The 17240-nt window shown below is 57.3% G+C and carries 16 protein-coding genes; 5 read left to right on the top strand and 11 right to left on the bottom strand.

Going from position 1 to position 17240, the window contains the following annotated elements; genetic code table 11:
* Positions 1-83 precede the first annotated feature (83 nt).
* The 5 genes from nrdF to B3041_RS05715 all read right to left on the bottom strand — a co-directional run bounded on the left by nrdF (position 84) and on the right by B3041_RS05715 (position 4398).
* Positions 84-1043, bottom strand: coding sequence for a class 1b ribonucleoside-diphosphate reductase subunit beta (gene nrdF, locus B3041_RS05735; protein ID WP_065650426.1), 960 nt, complete (start codon positions 1041-1043; stop codon positions 84-86).
* Positions 1044-1050: 7 nt separating this feature from the next.
* Entirely contained in the window at positions 1051-3189 is a 2139-nt protein-coding gene (gene nrdE, locus B3041_RS05730) for a class 1b ribonucleoside-diphosphate reductase subunit alpha (RefSeq protein ID WP_292970033.1), read from the bottom strand.
* Positions 3168-3572, bottom strand: a complete 405-nt coding sequence (gene nrdI / locus B3041_RS05725) for a class Ib ribonucleoside-diphosphate reductase assembly flavoprotein NrdI (protein WP_292970054.1) — start codon at positions 3570-3572, stop codon at positions 3168-3170. Before nrdI ends, nrdE begins: the two co-directional genes overlap by 22 nt.
* A 4-nt stretch (positions 3573-3576) precedes the next feature.
* A complete protein-coding gene (gene nrdH, locus B3041_RS05720; protein ID WP_065648625.1) occupies positions 3577-3819 on the bottom strand; it encodes a glutaredoxin-like protein NrdH in 243 nt (80 codons plus the stop codon).
* Positions 3820-4083: 264 nt separating this feature from the next.
* Positions 4084-4398 (bottom strand): DUF883 family protein, encoded by a 315-nt coding sequence (locus B3041_RS05715; RefSeq protein WP_065648626.1) that lies wholly within the window; start codon positions 4396-4398, stop codon positions 4084-4086.
* 148 nt (positions 4399-4546) lie between these two features.
* On the opposite strand from B3041_RS05715, the gene B3041_RS05710 reads away from it, so the two are divergent.
* The 4 genes from B3041_RS05710 (at position 4547) to B3041_RS05695 (ending at position 7874) form a co-directional block, all read left to right on the top strand.
* Complete coding sequence (locus tag B3041_RS05710; RefSeq protein ID WP_065648627.1) at positions 4547-4885, top strand: DUF2002 family protein; 339 nt, start codon at positions 4547-4549, stop codon at positions 4883-4885.
* Positions 4886-5017: 132 nt separating this feature from the next.
* Positions 5018-6430, top strand: a complete 1413-nt coding sequence (gene mmuP, locus B3041_RS05705; protein ID WP_065648628.1) for an S-methylmethionine permease — start codon at positions 5018-5020, stop codon at positions 6428-6430.
* Entirely contained in the window at positions 6420-7352 is a 933-nt protein-coding gene (gene mmuM / locus B3041_RS05700) for a homocysteine S-methyltransferase (protein WP_292970028.1), read from the top strand. Before mmuP ends, mmuM begins: the two co-directional genes overlap by 11 nt.
* Before the next feature lie 99 nt (positions 7353-7451).
* Positions 7452-7874: a hypothetical protein gene (locus B3041_RS05695; RefSeq protein ID WP_292970026.1), complete on the top strand. Its 423-nt coding sequence runs from the start codon at positions 7452-7454 to the stop codon at positions 7872-7874.
* Between the two features lie 239 nt (positions 7875-8113).
* On the opposite strand, the gene speG is transcribed toward B3041_RS05695, so the two are convergent.
* From speG to B3041_RS05665, 6 genes are all read right to left on the bottom strand, one after another.
* Entirely contained in the window at positions 8114-8659 is a 546-nt protein-coding gene (gene speG, locus B3041_RS05690; protein WP_039379754.1) for a spermidine N1-acetyltransferase, read from the bottom strand.
* Positions 8660-8727: 68 nt separating this feature from the next.
* Positions 8728-9393: an ABC transporter ATP-binding protein gene (locus B3041_RS05685; protein ID WP_065648632.1), complete on the bottom strand. Its 666-nt coding sequence runs from the start codon at positions 9391-9393 to the stop codon at positions 8728-8730.
* Positions 9386-10219: an ABC transporter ATP-binding protein gene (locus B3041_RS05680; protein ID WP_065648633.1), complete on the bottom strand. Its 834-nt coding sequence runs from the start codon at positions 10217-10219 to the stop codon at positions 9386-9388. The genes B3041_RS05685 and B3041_RS05680 overlap by 8 nt, the downstream gene beginning before the upstream one ends.
* A complete protein-coding gene (locus B3041_RS05675; RefSeq protein ID WP_065648634.1) occupies positions 10209-11066 on the bottom strand; it encodes an ABC transporter permease in 858 nt (285 codons plus the stop codon). Before B3041_RS05675 ends, B3041_RS05680 begins: the two co-directional genes overlap by 11 nt.
* Positions 11063-12115, bottom strand: a complete 1053-nt coding sequence (locus tag B3041_RS05670) for an ABC transporter permease (RefSeq protein WP_065648635.1) — start codon at positions 12113-12115, stop codon at positions 11063-11065. Before B3041_RS05670 ends, B3041_RS05675 begins: the two co-directional genes overlap by 4 nt.
* Positions 12115-13683 carry an ABC transporter substrate-binding protein gene (locus B3041_RS05665; protein WP_292970020.1) on the bottom strand — a complete coding sequence of 523 codons (1569 nt, stop codon included), beginning with the start codon at positions 13681-13683 and terminating at the stop codon, positions 12115-12117. Before B3041_RS05665 ends, B3041_RS05670 begins: the two co-directional genes overlap by 1 nt.
* Positions 13684-14484: 801 nt before the next feature.
* On the opposite strand from B3041_RS05665, the gene mgtA reads away from it, so the two are divergent.
* Entirely contained in the window at positions 14485-17196 is a 2712-nt protein-coding gene (gene mgtA / locus B3041_RS05660; protein ID WP_292970018.1) for a magnesium-translocating P-type ATPase, read from the top strand.
* The last annotated feature ends 44 nt before the right edge of the window (positions 17197-17240 follow it).

Below are 17240 nucleotides of genomic sequence, written 5' to 3'. Positions count from 1 at the left end.
GACATTTAGCGTGCAGAAAGAGAAGGAGGGCAGCACCACGGGAGTTCTCCCGTGGCGTATAAAACCGGCAGTGCAGCGTAACGTTAAAAATCCCAGTCCTCATCTTCCGTTTCCACAGCTTTACCCATCACATAGGAGGATCCGGAGCCGGAGAAGAAGTCGTGGTTTTCATCGGCGTTGGGCGACAATGCTGCCAGTATTGCCGGGTTAACTGCCGCTATCTCCGCCGGAAACAGCGCCTCATAGCCCAGATTCATCAGCGCCTTGTTAGCGTTGTAGTGCAGAAAAGCTTTTACTTCGTCAGCCCAGCCCGACTCCCCATACAGCGTATCGGTATAAGCCAGTTCATTTTCATACAGCTCCAGCAGCAGATCGACAGCGAACTGCTGTAGCGCCTCTCGCCGCGCGTCATCGGCGTGCTGCAGCGCCTGCTGATATTTATAGCCGATGTAGTAGCCATGAACCGCCTCATCGCGGATGATCAGGCGGATCAGATCGGCGGTGTTGGTCAGCTTGCCGCGGCTTGACCAGTACATCGGCAGCCAGAAGCCCGAGTAAAACAGAAACGACTCCAGAAAGACGCTGGCGATCTTTTTCTTCAGCGGATCGTCCGCCTGATAGTGCGCCAGAATGATCTGCGCCTTATTCTGCAGCGCGGCGTTCTCTTCACTCCAGCGGTAGGCAGCGTCCACGTCTGCCGTATTGCATAGCGTGGAGAAAACCGAGCTGTAGGAGCGGGCGTGTACCGCCTCCATAAAGCTGATATTTGACAGCACCGCTTCTTCATGCGGCGTGGCGGCATCCGGCATCAGGCCCGGTGCGCCCACCACATTCTGAATCGTATCGAGCAGCGTCAGCCCGGTAAACACGCGGATAGTCAGCTGCTGCTGCGCCGGTTCCAGCGCCTGCCACGCGGGCAGATCGTTTGACAGCGGTACTTTTTCCGGCAGCCAGAAGTTACTGGTCAAACGGTTCCAGACCTCAAGATCTTTATCATCCTGCAGGCGATTCCAGTTGATTGCCTGAATAGCATTACGTTTCATCATAATTTTACAGGGCGCAGGAGACGCAGCCCTCAACCTCCGTGCCTTGCAGCGCCATCTGACGCAGACGAATGTAATAGAGCGTTTTGATGCCTTTTTTCCAGGCGTAAATCTGCGCCCTGTTGATATCGCGCGTGGTGACGTCATCGCGGAAAAACAGCGTCAGCGACAATCCCTGATCGACATGCTGCGTCGCTTCGGCATAGGTATCAATAATCGCCTCAGGACCGATCTGGTAGGCATCCTGATAGAACGCCTGATTTTCATTGGTCATAAACGGTGCCGGATAATAGACGCGCCCGGTCTTGCCCTCTTTACGGATCTCAATGCGCGATACAATCGGATGAATACTCGAGGTGGCGTGATTGATGTAGGAGATAGAACCGGTCGGCGGGATCGCCTGCAGATTCTGGTTAAACAGCCCGTGCTGCATTACCGCCGACCGCAGCGCCTGCCAGTCAGCCTGCGTCGGCAGGACAAGTCCGGCATCGTGGAACAGCTGCGCAATACGGGCGGTGCGCGGCTGCCAGCTGTGCGTAATATATTTATCGAAGTAGCGCCCGCTGGCGTAGTGCGACTGTTCAAATCCGTCAAAGCTGCGCTGCCGCTCGCGGGCCAGCTGGTTTGAGGTACGCAGTGCGTGGAACGTGACGCAGTAAAAGTAGAGGTTGGTGAAATCAAGCGCCTCGTCTGAACCGTAGGCGATGCCTTCCCGCGCCAGGTAGCCGTGCAGATTCATCTGCCCGAGACCAATGGCGTGTGAACGGCGGTTACCTTCGGCCACGGACGGCACCGAGCCGATCTCGCTCATCTCCGACACCGCGGTAAGCGCCCGCACGGCCACCGCTACGGTGCGGGGAAGATCGCGGGAGTCCATGGCGTGCGCGATATTCAGCGATCCGAGATTACAGGAGATATCTTTGCCCGTGCGCCGGTAGCTGAGATCCTCATTCAGTTCGCTGGCGCTGTTCACCTGCAAAATCTCCGAGCAGAGGTTACTCATGTTAATGCGGCCGGCAATCGGATTACTGCGGTTAACGCTATCTTCATACATGATGTAGGGATAGCCCGATTCAAACTGGATCTCTGCCAGCGTCTGGAAAAAGTCGCGCGGTTTGATATAGGTTTTGCGGATACGATCGTCAGCCAGCATCGCATCATAGTGCTCGCTGATGCTGATATCGCTGAACGCTTTGCCATAGATGCGCTCAATGTCATACGGCGAAAACAGCGCCATATCCCGGTTCGCTTTTGCCAGCTGAAAGGTGATATCCGGGATCACCACGCCCAGCGAAAGCGTTTTAATGCGGATTTTTTCATCTGCGTTTTCACGTTTGGTATCAAGGAAGCGCAGAATATCGGGATGATGCGCATTCAGCCAGACGGCACCGGCACCCTGGCGGGCGCCCAGCTGGTTAGCGTAGGAGAACGCATCCTCCAGCATCTTCATGACGGGGATCACGCCGGATGACTGGTTTTCAATGCGCTTGATGGGGGCTCCCGCTTCGCGCAGGTTAGAGAGCAGAAACGCCACGCCGCCCCCGCGTTTAGAGAGCTGCAGGGCAGAGTTCACCGCCCGGCCAATCGACTCCATGTTATCTTCGATACGCAGCAGGAAGCAGGAGACCAGCTCACCGCGCTGCTGTTTGCCGCAGTTCAGAAACGTGGGCGTGGCAGGCTGGAAACGGCCGCTCAGGATCTCCGCCAGCAGCGCCCGCGCCTGCTGCTCATCACCGCGTGCCAGCGTCAGCGCCACCATACAGGCGCGCTGGGTGAAGGTCTCCAGGTAGCGTTTGCCATCAAAGGTTTTCAGCGTATAGCTGGTGTAAAACTTCCAGGCGCCGAGGAAGGTGTGAAAGCGGTGCTTCTGCGCATCCGCGTCATCATGCAGCGCGCAGAGAAAGCGGAAATCATACTGATTCAGCACGCTGGCTTCGTAGTAGCCTTCATCCACCAGATAGCGCAGTCGCTCAGCGGCAGAGCTGAAGGTGAGCGTGTTGGGCTGAACATGCTGCAGGAAAAACTGCCGCGCCGCTTCACGATCTTTCTCAAACTGAATATGGCCTGCTGCGTCATACAGATTCAGCATCGCGTTTAGCGCATGGTAATCGAGCTGCGTGCTGTTCAGGGTGTCTGCTGTTGCCAAAATTGGGTTACTCCTGCTTTAACCTGCGCAATGTCTTCCGGCGTCCCCATCATTTCAAAGCGATAGAGGCAGGGCACCTGACATTTATGCGCAATGATGTCGCCCGCCAGGCAGAAACCGCTGCCGAAATTGCGGTTGCCGGCGGCAATAACGCCACGGATGCCGCGACGATTCGCGCTGTCGTTAAGAAACTGAATCACCTGGCGTGGTACGGCACCCTGCACACCGCCGCCGCCATAGCTTGGCACCACCAGAATATAGGGGTGGTCAACCTGCAGCCGCTGGTCAGCCTCTGCAGGAATGCGGCGCGCCGGCAGCGCCAGGCGGGTAATAAACCTGTGGGTGTTTTCAGATCGGCTGGAAAAATAGACCAGCGGATACACGGGACTATTCACTTACCGCTGCTGGCTGGCGCAGCGCAGCAATTTTGTCCGGACGGAAGCCGCTCCAGCTGTCGTCCGGCGTTATCACAACCGGTACCTGGCGGTAGCCCAGCGTTCTGAGCTCTCCAGTCGCCTCCGGCTGTATATCAAGATTGATGAGCTGGTAAGCGATACCACGACGATCCAGCGCATGTTTAGTGGTGTCACACTGGACACAGTTGCTTTTAGTGTAAATAATAATGCTCATGATTCGCATTTCCTTTTAGTCACAGGAAGATAGCGGCTACTGCCAGACGCAACGGGTCATATTTCAATATGTAGTGCCTTATTTGATTATCAGATACTAGATGTAGCGATTGCGATGGTCAACCCGCTAACTGAAGGGATATTGCTCCGATAGCAGCACAAATCAGGCAGGCAGCGCTTTTCGCAGCGGAAAAAATTTTTCGGGTAAAAAACGGCAAAAAAAAGCCCCGCGTCAGCAGGGCCTTGTGAGATTTCATAGGTCAGATTAGCGGCGGGATACCAGCAGCGCACCCAGGACCAGACCAACAGCAGCGCCTACTCCGACACCGTGCCATGGCTTGTCGCGCACATAGGCATCAACCTGATAGCCTGCATCACGCGCCGCCTGGGAAACTGAATTGTTGCCGTTCATTTTCGCACGGGTCTGTTTCAGCAGTTTTTGCGCCTTATCGCGTGCGCTGTCGACTTCATCTTTGGCATCGCTGCCGTAAGATTTGAGCAACGCTTCCAGCGAATCAGCCAGATCGTTTACATCCTGATTGATATCAATGTCATCATTTTTAGTCGTTCGATTAAACATTTTTCGCTCCCTTTGATTTAAAACGTAATACTAAGTGTAGACGATACGTGATTAAACGCAGCGCTATGCCAGGCTTTAGGGAAAATCCGAATGTCTGTACCATAGGTCTGTTGTAAGGTTGCGGAGCTGTGAGAAGAGAGGAGCAAGCATGTATTTACGTCCGGATGAGGTTGCGCGCGTACTGGAAAAAGCAGGATTCGAAATGGATGTTCTGACGCCAAAAACCTATGGTTACCGCCGTGGTGAGAACTACGTCTATGTTAACCGTGAGGCGCGTCTGGGACGCACAGCGCTGGTGATACATCCTACGCTGAAAGAGAAAAGCCAGCACTTTGCTGAGCCCGCCTCAGAGATGAAAACCTGCGATCACTACACGCAATTCCCTCTCTACCTGATGGGTAATTCACAGGAGCATTACGGTATTCCCCACGGTTTCAGTTCCCGTGTTGCGCTGGAGCGCTATCTGCAGGGCGTGTTTGGCGCCTGATTTTTTGCCCCGTTAACGCGGGGCTCTCCCGATCTGTACGATTCCCTGTTTCCGCCACGTTGCAAAACGCAGCGCGGATGCGTATAACTCTGTATCCATATAGAAGTTTAGACGTCCATATGGATTATCAGCATGCAAAGCGCGAATACCCCTCCGCAGGAAAGTTTTAAACGCACGATGAAAGTGCGGCATCTGGTGATGCTGTCGCTGGGCGGCGTCATTGGCACCGGCTTGTTTTTTAACACCGGCTACATCATTTCAACAACCGGTGCCGCGGGCACACTGCTGGCCTATCTCATTGGCGCGCTGGTGGTCTGGCTGGTAATGGCCTGTCTGGGCGAGCTGGCGGTAGCGATGCCGGAAACCGGTGCGTTTCACGTTTACGCCGCGCGCTACCTGAGCCCGGCCACGGGCTACACCGTCGCCTGGCTCTACTGGCTCACCTGGACCGTGGCGCTGGGGTCCAGCCTGACCGCGGCCGGTTTCTGTATGCAGTACTGGTTCCCGGCCGTGCCGGTCTGGCTCTGGTGTCTGGTATTTTGTCTGGCCATCTATCTGCTGAATATTATCTCTACGCGCTTTTTTGCCGAAGGCGAGTTCTGGTTCTCGATCATTAAAGTGGTCACCATCATCGCTTTTATTGTGCTGGGCGGCGCCGCGATGTTTGGCTTTATCCCGCTGAAAGATGGCTCTGCCGCGCCGGGCCTGCATAACCTCACGGCGTCGGGCTGGCTGCCGCACGGCACGCTGCCTATTCTGATGACGATGGTGGCGGTAAACTTTGCGTTTTCCGGGACTGAACTGATCGGAATTGCAGCAGGTGAGACTGAGGAGCCGCAGAAAGCGCTGCCGCTGGCTATCCGTACAACCGTGGCCCGCCTGATTATCTTCTTTGTTGGCACGGTATTTGTGCTGGCGGCCCTGATCCCGATGGACCAGGCGGGCATAGTTAAAAGCCCGTTTGTGCTGGTGTTTGAAAAAATCGGTATTCCCTGGTCAGCTGACATCTTCAACTTCGTGATTCTTACGGCGATCCTCTCTGCTGCTAACTCCGGCCTCTATGCCTCCGGACGCATGCTCTGGTCGCTGGCGAATGAAAACACGCTGCCGCGCTGTTTTGCGCGCGTGAACCGGCGTGGTATTCCGGTTCTGGCGATCACCATCAGCATGCTGGGCGGCCTGCTGGCGCTCTTTTCCAGCGTAATCGCGCCGGATACGGTATTTGTGGCGCTGTCGGCCATCTCCGGTTTTGCCGTGGTGGCCGTCTGGCTCAGCATCTGCGCCTCACACTACGTTTTCCGCCGGCGCTACGTGCAGGCCGGAAATGATATCAGGCAGCTCGCGTACCGCGCGCCGTTCTACCCGGTGGTGCCGGTACTGGGATTTGTGCTCTGTCTGGTAGCGTGCGTGGGTCTGGCGTTTGATCCGTCACAGCGCATCGCGCTCTGGTGCGGTATTCCGTTTGTACTGCTCTGTTATGCTGCTTACTATGTTACCCGGCGACGTAAACCCCTTAAGACGCAGGAGAGCAACCATGCCGCGTAACCCGATTGCTGAAGCACTCACTCAAACCCGTCCACTGATCCTGGATGGCGCGCTGGCCACCGAGCTGGAGGCACGCGGCTGCGATCTTGCAGACTCCCTCTGGTCAGCAAAAGTGCTGATGGAGCAGCCGGAACTGATTTATGCCGTGCACCGCGACTACTTTGCTGCCGGCGCACAGGTGGCGATCACCGCCAGCTATCAGGCAACGCCGCGCGGTTTTGCCGCACGCGGCCTGGATAGCGGTAAGGCGGGTGAGCTGATCCGCCTGAGCGTGACGCTGGCGAAGCGTGCACGCGATGATTATCGTGCTGCTTCCGGCACCACGGCTCCGCTGCTGATCGCCGGTTCAGTAGGGCCCTGGGGCGCCTATCTGGCAAACGGTGCCGAGTATCGCGGCGACTACGCGCTGCCGCCGGAAGAGATGAAAGATTTCCACCGGCCGCGCGTGGCGGCGCTGCTGGAGGCGGGCGTCGACCTGCTGGCATGCGAAACGCTGCCGTCGTTTGGCGAAGCACAGGCGCTGATCGCGCTGCTGGCTGAATTCCCGCAAAGCAGCGCATGGTTTTCGTTTACGCTGCGTGACGCAGAGCATATCAGCGACGGCACGCCGCTTGAGAGCGTGATGAAGGTTATTGATGCAGCACCGCAGGTTGTTGCGGTGGGCATTAACTGTGTGGCGCTGGAGAGCGTTACGCCGGCGCTGCGGACCCTGCAGGCGCTGACGCAGAAGCCGCTGCTGGTCTACCCCAACTCAGGTGAACAGTATGATGCAGACAGCAAAAGCTGGCACTCCGCCCCGTCTGGCTGCACGCTGCAGGAGAAGTTCAGCGAATGGCAGCAGGCGGGTGCGCAGCTGATTGGCGGCTGCTGCCGGACGTCGCCTGAGGATATCCGGGCAATTGCTGCCTGTTGTCAACGCTGAATAAGCACAAAAAAAGCACACTGATAGCGCGATTGTCGTCAGTGAAAAGCCAGAGAGCACGGTTTACACTGTGCTCTCTGACTCTGATGCGGATCTGCTATGAACCTGCGACACACTCTTCCCGCCTGCGCGCTGCTGCTAAGCGGCTGCGCCACTATCGTCGGTACAGACACGCAGCCGGTAAAAATTGACTCTATCCCGCAAGGCGCCCGCTTTACGGTACAGGATGAGACCGGACGCGCGGTAGCGCAGGGCTACACACCCCAGACCGTAGACCTGGCAAAATCAAACGGCAGCTACTTTGGTAAAAAACATTATCAGGTCATGCTGGAGAGCCCCGGCTATGTCCCGCTGACGCTGCCGATTGAGGCAAGTGCCAATCTCTGGTACGTGCTGGGAAATATTCCGCTGCTCGGCTTCCCGGGCTGGCTGGTGGTCGATCCGTTCTATGGCGGGATGTATACCCTGAAACCGGATCATCCGCAGCCGGTACTGAACGTGGTAGGCGCGCGCGGCCGCTGATCTCTGCGTAATCATTCCCCTGCGAAGGTTCAGGTGCCGTAGAGGGCGCATTCATGCGCCCCTGGCCAGTTCCCGGCAACGCCGGCCAGGGCGCCATTAATGGCGCCCCTGCGAAGGGTTCAGATGCCGTAGGGGGCGCATTAATGGCGCCCCTACAGAATGTTCAGGTGCCTCAGGATTACCGTAGGGGGCGCATTCATGCGCCCCTGCAAAATGTTCAGGTGCCTGCGGTTCGCTGCTTACTGGGCGGTGGGCTTGACCATGGCGTTGCCGGGTTTATGCTGCGCCAGATACTGCTGCTGAAAAATGCACATGCGGATGGTGTTACGGTATTCACCGTTGATAAAAAATTCATGCTTCAGCACGCCTTCAACTTCAAAGCCGAGCTTACTGTAGATATGAATCGCCTTCTCATTCTCCTGATCAACAATCAGATAGAGCTTGTAGAGATTCAGCACGGAAAAACCGTAATCCATGGCCAGCCGGGCCGCCTTGCTGGCTAAACCCTTGCCCTGATGGCCTGGCGCGATGATGATCTGAAACTCAGCGCGACGGTGCACATGGTTAATCTCCACCAGCTCAACCAGTCCCGCTTTTTCCTCTTCATATTCGACCACAAAGCGCCGCTCGGTCTGATCGTGAATATGCTTGTCATAGAGATCGGAAAGCTCAACAAACGCCTCATAAGGCTCTTCAAACCAGTAGCGCATCACGCTGGCATTATTATCCAGCTGATGAACAAAATGCAGATCTTCCCGCTCCAGAGGGCGTAATTTCACCGTCACAGGCTGCTCCTTGCGTTAAGAGATTCAGAAAGCGGCCGCCGGATACCGGAGGCCGCATAAGCGAAAGGCTAACTGACAATGCGTCCCTGCGCCATATGCGCCGCGCGATCGCACATATGATCGATAACATCCGGATCGTGGCTGACCAGCACCATGGTCAGTCCGTCGTTCTGCTTGAGATCGTTCAGCAGGTTGAGGATCTCCGCCTGCACCGACATATCCAGCGCTGATGTCGGTTCATCCAGCAGCAGAATTTTAGGTTCCAGCAGCAGTGCGCGTACAATCGCCACGCGCTGGCGCTGTCCGCCCGAAAGCTGATGCGGATAGCGATCCGCCAGCGCCGGATCGAGACCGACATGACGAAAACCTGCGTCGATGCGCTCATTGATATTGTCGCGCTTCAGTAGCTTCAGGGGCTCCGCCAGCGTGCGGCGCAGACGATGACGCGGATGCAGCGAGGCATAGGGGTCCTGAAACACCATCTGCACATCGCGCCGCAGCTGGCCGGTAAAGGCTTTACCGGGCTGCACCGCCGTCTGCGCCAGCGTCATCTCGCCCTGCCAGTGCGGGTTCAGCCCGGCCAGCACCCACAGCAGCGAGGATTTGCCGCAGCCGGAGGGACCGACCAGGCCAAAACATTCACCGGCAGCGACCTGCAGCGAGACGTCATGCACTACGGTACGCAGCTCATAGCCGTGCTTGTGGGCAACGCTCAGGTTTGATAACTCAATCATTCTCTCTCTCCAGCGCAGCGCGATCCAGCACCGGCAGACGTTCGCCGTGCGTCGCCTTGCCGGGGCGACATGCCCACAGCGTGCGGGTATAAGGGTGAGTGGCATGAGAGAGCTGTGAGGCCGGCAGCGTATCAAGCAGCCGGCCCTTATACATCACCATTACCCGTTCACAATGTTCTGAGACCTGCTGCAGATCGTGACTGATCAGCAGCAGCCCCATATTACGCTGCTCAACCAGACGGCGGATCAGCGCCAGCACCTGGTCGCGCATGGCGTGATCGAGCGCAGAGGTCGGCTCGTCGGCAATCAGCAGTTCCGGATCGGTGATCAGCGCAATCGCCAGCATCACGCGCTGGCCCATGCCGCCGGAGAGCTGATGCGGGTAGCGCTTCATCAGCTGACGCGGTTCGGGCAGGCCAACGGCTGCCAGCATCTCACACACTTTCTCGCGGCGTTCAGCGCGGCTCAGCTTACGATGCAAAATCAGCGGCTCTTCTACCTGCCAGCCGATGGTACGCGTCGGGTTAAGCGCATATTTCGGGTCCTGCATTACCATCGCCACTTTGCCGCCGCGCAGCGTGATCCAGTCACGCTCCTGCAGACGCTGAGCATCAGCGCCGGCAATCTGCAGACGTTCAGCCTGCAGCTGCAGGGAAGGGGAGAGCAGGCCCATCAGCGAGCGTGCGGTGAGTGATTTGCCGGAGCCGGATTCACCAACCAGCGCCACGCGTTCGCGGCCAATCTGAAAGCTAATGTTATCCACCAGCAGTGATTCGCCGCTGCGGATGCTCAGCCCGCGGGCATCAATCAATAACTCATTTTGCATGGCGGGTATCCAGTCGATCGCGCAGGCCGTCGCCTGTCAGGTTAAACGCCAGGCTGGCGAACAGAATCGCAGCGCCGGGCGCCGCAGCTACCCACCACTGATCGAAAATTACTTTACTGCCTTCGGCAACCATTGAGCCCCATTCGGCGGTAGGAGGCTGTACGCCCATACCGAGGAAGCCGAGACCCGCAGCAGAAAGAATAATACCGCCGAGGCTGAGTGCAGCACGCACGACGGCAGTTGGCAGGCAGAGCGGCAGAATATGGCCGAACATCAGCCGCAGGCCGGTGATCCCCTGCATGCGCGCGGCGGCAAGATAGTCGCTGCGGCGCAGCGCCAGCGTCTCTGCACGCGCCTGGCGGGCAAACGGCGGCCAGCTGGTCAGCGCCAGCGCCAGCGCGCCATTCATCAGGCCCGGACCGAGCATGGCGACCAGCGCCAGCGCAATCACCAGATTCGGTAACGACAGAAAGATATCCGTAATGCGCATCAGCACGCGCTCGGTCCAGCCGCCGACATAACCGGCGGTAATACCAATCAGTAATCCCACCGGGATCGTCAGTACCAGAATCAGCGACACCAGCAGCAGCGTCGGGCGCGCACCGTAAATCACGCGCGACAGCAGGTCGCGGCCAAAGCCGTCGGTGCCAAACCAGTGCAGGGCGGAGGGCGGCAGCAGGCGCTGGTTAATGGTCTGCACATTCGGATCGAACGGGGCCAGCCACGGTGCCAGCAGCGCCATCGCAATCAGAATCACCACCAGCGTCAGGCCGATGGAGAGAGAAGTCACGCGCGCCCGACGACGACGCGGACGCACGCTTTCCAGTTCGTGAAGTTGTTGAGTCATCGGGTTCTCGGATCGGTTAACCAGGTCAGGGCATCAGCCACGGCGTTGAGCAGAATAAAGCAGCCGCCAATCAGCAGCGTGGCGCCGAGGATAGCCGGCACATCCGCTGAAAACAGGGCATTGGTCATGTAACGGCCTACGCCCGGCCAGGCGAAGACGGTTTCTGTCAGCACCGAGCCTTCCAGCAGCGTGGCATACGAAAGCGCAATCACGGTGATCAGCGTACCGGTGACGTTGGGCAGAATATGACGCAGCAGGATGCGCGTACGGCCTGCGCCTTTTGCACGTGCCAGCACCACATACTCTTTGCTGCTCTCTTCAAGCAGCGCCGCACGCAGCAGGCGGGTGATGCCCGCCATCGCCAGCAGGCCGAGAATTACCACCGGCAGCCAGAGATGCGCAATCGCATTACGGAACATCTCCGGATCGCCGGAGAGCCAGCTGTCGATCAGCACAAAGCCGGTTTTGGGCTCCAGCGTGTAGACCCAGATATCATCCAGCTGACCCGGTCCGGCGGACCAGTGCAGCACCGCGTAGAACAGCAGCAGACCCAGCAGCCCGAGCCAGAACACCGGCACCGAATAACCCAGCAGCGAAATAAAGCGCGCCACGTTGTCGATAACACTGCCTGGCTTCCACGCGGCCAGCAGCGCCAGCGCCACGCCAAACACGGCGGCAAAGATCATTGCGCAGGTGGCCAGCTCAATCGTAGCCGGAAAGGTACGCAGCAGATCGGCGCTCACCGGCTGATTCGTCAGATGAGAAAGACCTAAATCGCCGCGCGCCAGATGACTGATATAGCGCCAGAACTGTACCAGCACTGGCTGGTCAAGTCCGAGATCGTGCCGCACCTGCGCATAGGTTGCTTCGCTGGCGTGATCGCCGGCAATCTGCTGCACCGGATCAACCGGCGAAAGGTGTGACAGCATAAAGGTAAACGCCAGCAGCCCGAGCAGCGTCACCAGCAGCGAAAGCAGGCTGGTGACAAGGCGGCTGCCGCGCTGCCAGAGTGACCGGGCGAACCCGGTCTGTGAAGCAGATACGGACATTATTTAGAGACCTGCGCGTAATACACCATATCGGGGTTAATGCCCTGCACATAGCCTTTCAGATTGTCGCGCAGCGCAACCAGATTACGCGCCTGCAGGCCAATCACGTACGGGGAGTTTTTCAGCACTTCGCGCTGCATCGCCTGGTACAGCTCTGCGCGTTTGTTGCTGTCCGCTTCCGCCGTCGCAGCCAGCGTCTGCTTGCTCAGCTCCGGAATGTGCCAGTCAGAGCGGTAGGCGATGGTTTTGCTGCCATCTTCCGGATTATAGGCAAATGAGGCGGCGTTGGTATTGGGATCGAAATAATCGGCACCCCAGGCGTTCAGCGTCGCCTCAAACTGATGCGCTTTAACCCGCGTTGAGACTTCAGAGCTGAGGCCCGGCTGAACCTCAACTTTTACCCCGCCCTTTGCAAAGCTGCCCTGCAGCGCCTGAGCGATATCAAGATAAGGCGGCTGATTGCTGGTGGAGAGCGTAAAGCTCACATTCGTCAGGCCCGCTTTCTTCAGAATCGCTTTGGCTTTTTCCGGATCGTAGCTGTATGGCGTTTCATTCAGCGCGCCTAAAAAGCCTTTAGGCAGGAAGGTCTGGTGCACTTCAAACTGACCTTTCAGCAGGTTGTCGGCGATGCCTTTATAATCGAACAGATAGCGTGCCGCTTCCCACAGCGCCGGGTTTTTCAGCACCGGATCTTTGCCGACGTTAAACTGAATGTAATAGAGCGACGCCATCGGGATCGCATCGGTTTTGACGCCCGCTTTGCCTTTCAGCGCGGCAATCTGGTCGGCGCCCAGGTTACGTGCGATATCCACATCGCCCTGTTCCAGCAGCAAACGGCGCGCCGCAGGTTCCGGTACGTTTTTGATCAGAATATTTTTCAGCTTCGGCGCACCGGCGGGTGAAGAGGGGTTTGCCGACAGCAGAACTGCTTCATGCAGCACCACCTTGCGGATCTGATACGGGCCGCTGCCGGCAGAATGCGTTCCCAGCCATGCATGACCGAAATCGCCGTTTTTCGCATTAGCCTGCGCTGTTTTTTCATCAATGATTGAAGAGACCGGCGCCGAGAGCAGGCTCAGCACATAGGCCGGGCTGACGTTAGCGTTCCAGCTGATCTGAACGTGCTGGTCATCCACCTTTTTCAGGAAGCTATCAACGTTATCTTTATTCCAGCCGAGCTGCGTCAGAATAAAAGAGGGGTCGAGATTCAGTTTAACCACGCGACCCAGTGAGAAGATCACATCTTCCGGGCGCAGCGGATTGCCGCTGGCAAAGGTCGCATCTTTACGCAGCTCAAACGTCAGGCTGCGGTTATCGCTGCCCGGCTGCCATGAGGTCGCCAGCGTCGGTTTCAGGTCGGTCGGGTTTTGCGGATCGGACTGGACCAGGCGCTGATAGATATTAGTAAACGACTGTACCGTGGTGAGTTCAAAACCCTGCGCCGGATCGAAGCTGTCAGCATCATCGGTAGACTGTGCAATTACCAGCGTATCTTTGGGTGTGGCAGCGTGCGCAGAGAAGGCGGCCGCCAGCGACAGCGCCAGCAGTGAGGGAATAATTGTTTTCATGTTGTTTCCTTGCCTTAAAAAAGTAACGCGAGTTTACGAGAGCGTACCAGTGAAGAATAGTCTATTTATGGCTATGCATATGCTTTTAGGTTCTAAGACCGGCGGTTCTGTTATAAGGGTTATGGCCGGTAATAACCAGCATAGTACGCATCAGATACGCTTTTTCAGAAATGTTTCAGCCCCGGATTTTCTGCGGACTTACCGGGTCGCAACCGCAAGCCATTAATAACGTGCTCAACCAAACGGCAACAGAATTTAGATAAACCGCTCATGCGTTATATTCAGCTTTACTTCACTTGTTGCACAAATATAATAACGGCAACTAACTATCTGGAGGATCTTGTTGAACAGTCAACCTTATCGATGGCGATACAGGGCAAGCTGACGCACCGATCCTTTTGCTGCTGCTTGCCTCTCAGGCGGGCGGCACGTTCTGTTCTCTGCAGAATGCTCCCGAAAACGCAATGCTGATGGCGAACACAGATTCGCGGGAGTAATTTATGCCTCTGATTTACAACGCGCTATTTCCACCACCCCGATGCGCACGCTGATCCTCAGCGTGCACCCGTCTGCTGTGCGTTAACCCTGACTTCGCATTCTCAGTCAGGCGTTACGCCATACACATTTAATCACTCACTTTTATTCGGTGCAGGATCGTGACGTCTTTTATTAATTAAAGACGCGTAATCTTTTCGCCCGATAATAGCGGGTTCAGCGTGCTGATTATTTATCAGGCTCTCTCTGTTTATATGCGCCAGGCGCAGGATAGCGCTTGCCTGAATAACACCATCGGGGTGTCACATGAACAATATGAAATATAAGCTGCAACGGGATAACCGGAAAAAGGATCTGCGGTCGCCGTTTTACCGCATTGAGCAGGAAACCGGCTTTACTGCAGATGAAACGCTGGTACGGCTGTGCAGCCAGGCTTCGGGCCTGACCGAAGAAGAAGCTGCGGCACGCCTGCGCCGCTATGGCCCTAACGATGCCCGGCATATTGACGCGCCACCGGCGCTGCTGCAGCTGCTGCAGGCGTTCAGTAATCCATTTATCTATGTGCTGATGGCGCTGGCCGCGGTGAGTTTTTTTACTGACTACTGGATCCCGCGGCGGCAGGGCGGGGAGACCGACCTGACCGGGATCGCAATTATCATCACTATGGTAACGCTGAGCGGATTACTGCGTTTCTGGCAGGAGTTTCGCACCAGTAAAGCAGCCCAGGCGCTGAAATCGATGGTGCGCACGACCGCAACGGTGATACGGCGTACGTCGCTGCAGGCGTCGCCGGTACGCAGGGAAGTGGATATCGCGGATCTGGTGCCGGGGGACATCATCTGCCTTTCCGCGGGCGATCTGGTGCCGGCCGATCTCCGCCTGCTGGAGTCGCGCGATCTGTTTATCAGTCAGGCGATCCTGACCGGCGAGTCGCTGCCGGTAGAAAAATATGACGTCACCGGCCATGTCACCAGTAAAGCGGCGGGCGGATGCGAACAGAGCGCGTCGCTGCTTGAGTCAGGCAGCATCTGCCTGATGGGCACCAGCGTGGCCAGCGGCTGCGCAAAAGGGGTGGTGGTCGCCACCGGTAGCGATACCTATTTCGGCAGTCTGGCAAAATCGCTTACCGGTAAACGCAGCCAGACGGCGTTTGATCGCGGGGTAAACAGCGTCAGCTGGCTGCTGATCCGCTTTATGCTGGTTATGGTGCCGGTGGTACTGCTGCTGAACGGCCTGACCAAAGGCGACTGGCTGGAAGCCTCGTTGTTCGCACTGGCGGTCGCAGTGGGCCTGACGCCGGAGATGCTGCCGATGATCGTCAGCTCGAATCTGGCAAAAGGGGCTATCGCCATGTCGCGTCGCAAGGTGATTGTGAAACGCCTGAACGCGATTCAGAACCTTGGCGCGATGGATATGCTGTGCACGGATAAAACCGGCACGCTGACGCAGGATAACATTACCCTGGCACAGCACGTGGACTGTGCCGGCGTGGAGAACAGTCGCGTGCTGATGCTAAGCTGGCTTAAAAGCTTTTACCAGAGCAGCACCGCTAACCCGATGGATCGCGCCATTCTGCACTATGGCGGCGCGCGTATGGGCGGCGCTATTAATGATGCATGGAGCAAGATTGATGAGCTGCCGTTTGATTTTGTCCGGCGGCGCGTGTCGGTCGTGGTACACAATCGCCGGCTTAACCAGCAGCTGCTGATCTGCAAAGGGGCCGTTGAAGAGATGCTCAGCATCGCGGTCGCAGAGCGTGAAGGCAGGCTGATACAGCCGCTGAATGACACCCGTCGTGCGGAACTGCTGGCGCTGGCGCAGGGGTATAATCAGCAGGGGTTTCGCGTGCTGCTGGTGGCGAGCCGCGTACTGGATGAGCCGGGTCTGCAGCAGGCGCTGAACGTTGCAGATGAGCAGAACCTCACCATAGAAGGGATGCTGACGTTTCTTGATCCGCCTAAAGCCAGCGCGGCTCCGGCGGTCAGCGCGCTGCGTGATAATGGCGTCGCGATAAAAGTCCTGACCGGTGACAACCCGGTGGTGACCGCGCGCATCTGTGCAGAGGTGGGTATCGACAGCGGCGCGATGGTAACCGGTGAACAGCTGGCGCGAATGAGCGATGAGCAGCTGGCGCAGACTGTGCAACAGAGTGCGGTGTTTGCCAGACTCACGCCGCTGCAGAAATCGCGTATTGTGACGGCGCTGCAGCAGCAGGGGCATACCGTGGGTTTTCTGGGTGATGGCATCAATGACGCCCCGGCGCTGCGCGCAGCCGATGTCGGGATCTCCGTGGACAGCGCGGCGGATATCGCCAAAGAGTCCTCCGATATCATTCTGCTGGAGAAAGATCTGCGGGTGCTGGAGGAGGGGATCATCAAAGGACGTGAGACCTTCGGCAACATTATCAAGTACCTGAACATGACCGCCAGCTCTAACTTTGGCAACGTCTTTTCGGTGCTGGTCGCCAGCGCATTTATTCCGTTTCTGCCGATGCTGGCGATTCATCTGCTGATTCAGAACCTGATGTATGACATCTCGCAGCTGGCGATGCCGTGGGACAAACTGGATAAAGAGTTTCTGCAAAAACCGCGTAAGTGGGACGCGCGCAATATCAGACGGTTTATGCTGTGGATCGGGCCGACCTCCTCTCTGTTCGACATCACCACTTTTGCGCTGATGTGGTATGTGTTTGCCGCGAATACGCCAGAGATGCAGTCGCTGTTTCAGTCGGGCTGGTTCGTTGAAGGGCTGCTGTCGCAGACGCTGGTGGTGCATATGCTGCGCACCCGCAAAATCCCGTTTATTCAGAGCCGCGCCGCACTGCCGGTATTGCTGACCACCGCCTGCGTCATGGTCGCCGGGATCCTGCTGCCGTTCTCATCGCTGGGAGCCAGCGTCGGCCTGACGCCGCTGCCGTGGTCCTATTTTCCGTGGCTGGTGGCGACCCTGACCGGCTACTGCCTGGTGGCGCAGGGTATGAAAACCCTCTACATCAAACGTTTTGGTCAGTGGTTCTGATCCGCAGGAGGTGCGATGAAAAAGCCGGAACTGACAAAGGTGGT

The organism is Pantoea sp. UBA4549, assembly GCF_002387285.1.
GTDB classification, from domain to species: Bacteria; Pseudomonadota; Gammaproteobacteria; order Enterobacterales; family Enterobacteriaceae; genus Pantoea; species Pantoea borealis.
The sequence above is the reverse complement of the archived record's forward strand: the minus strand, read 5'-3'. Positions and strand labels throughout refer to the sequence as shown.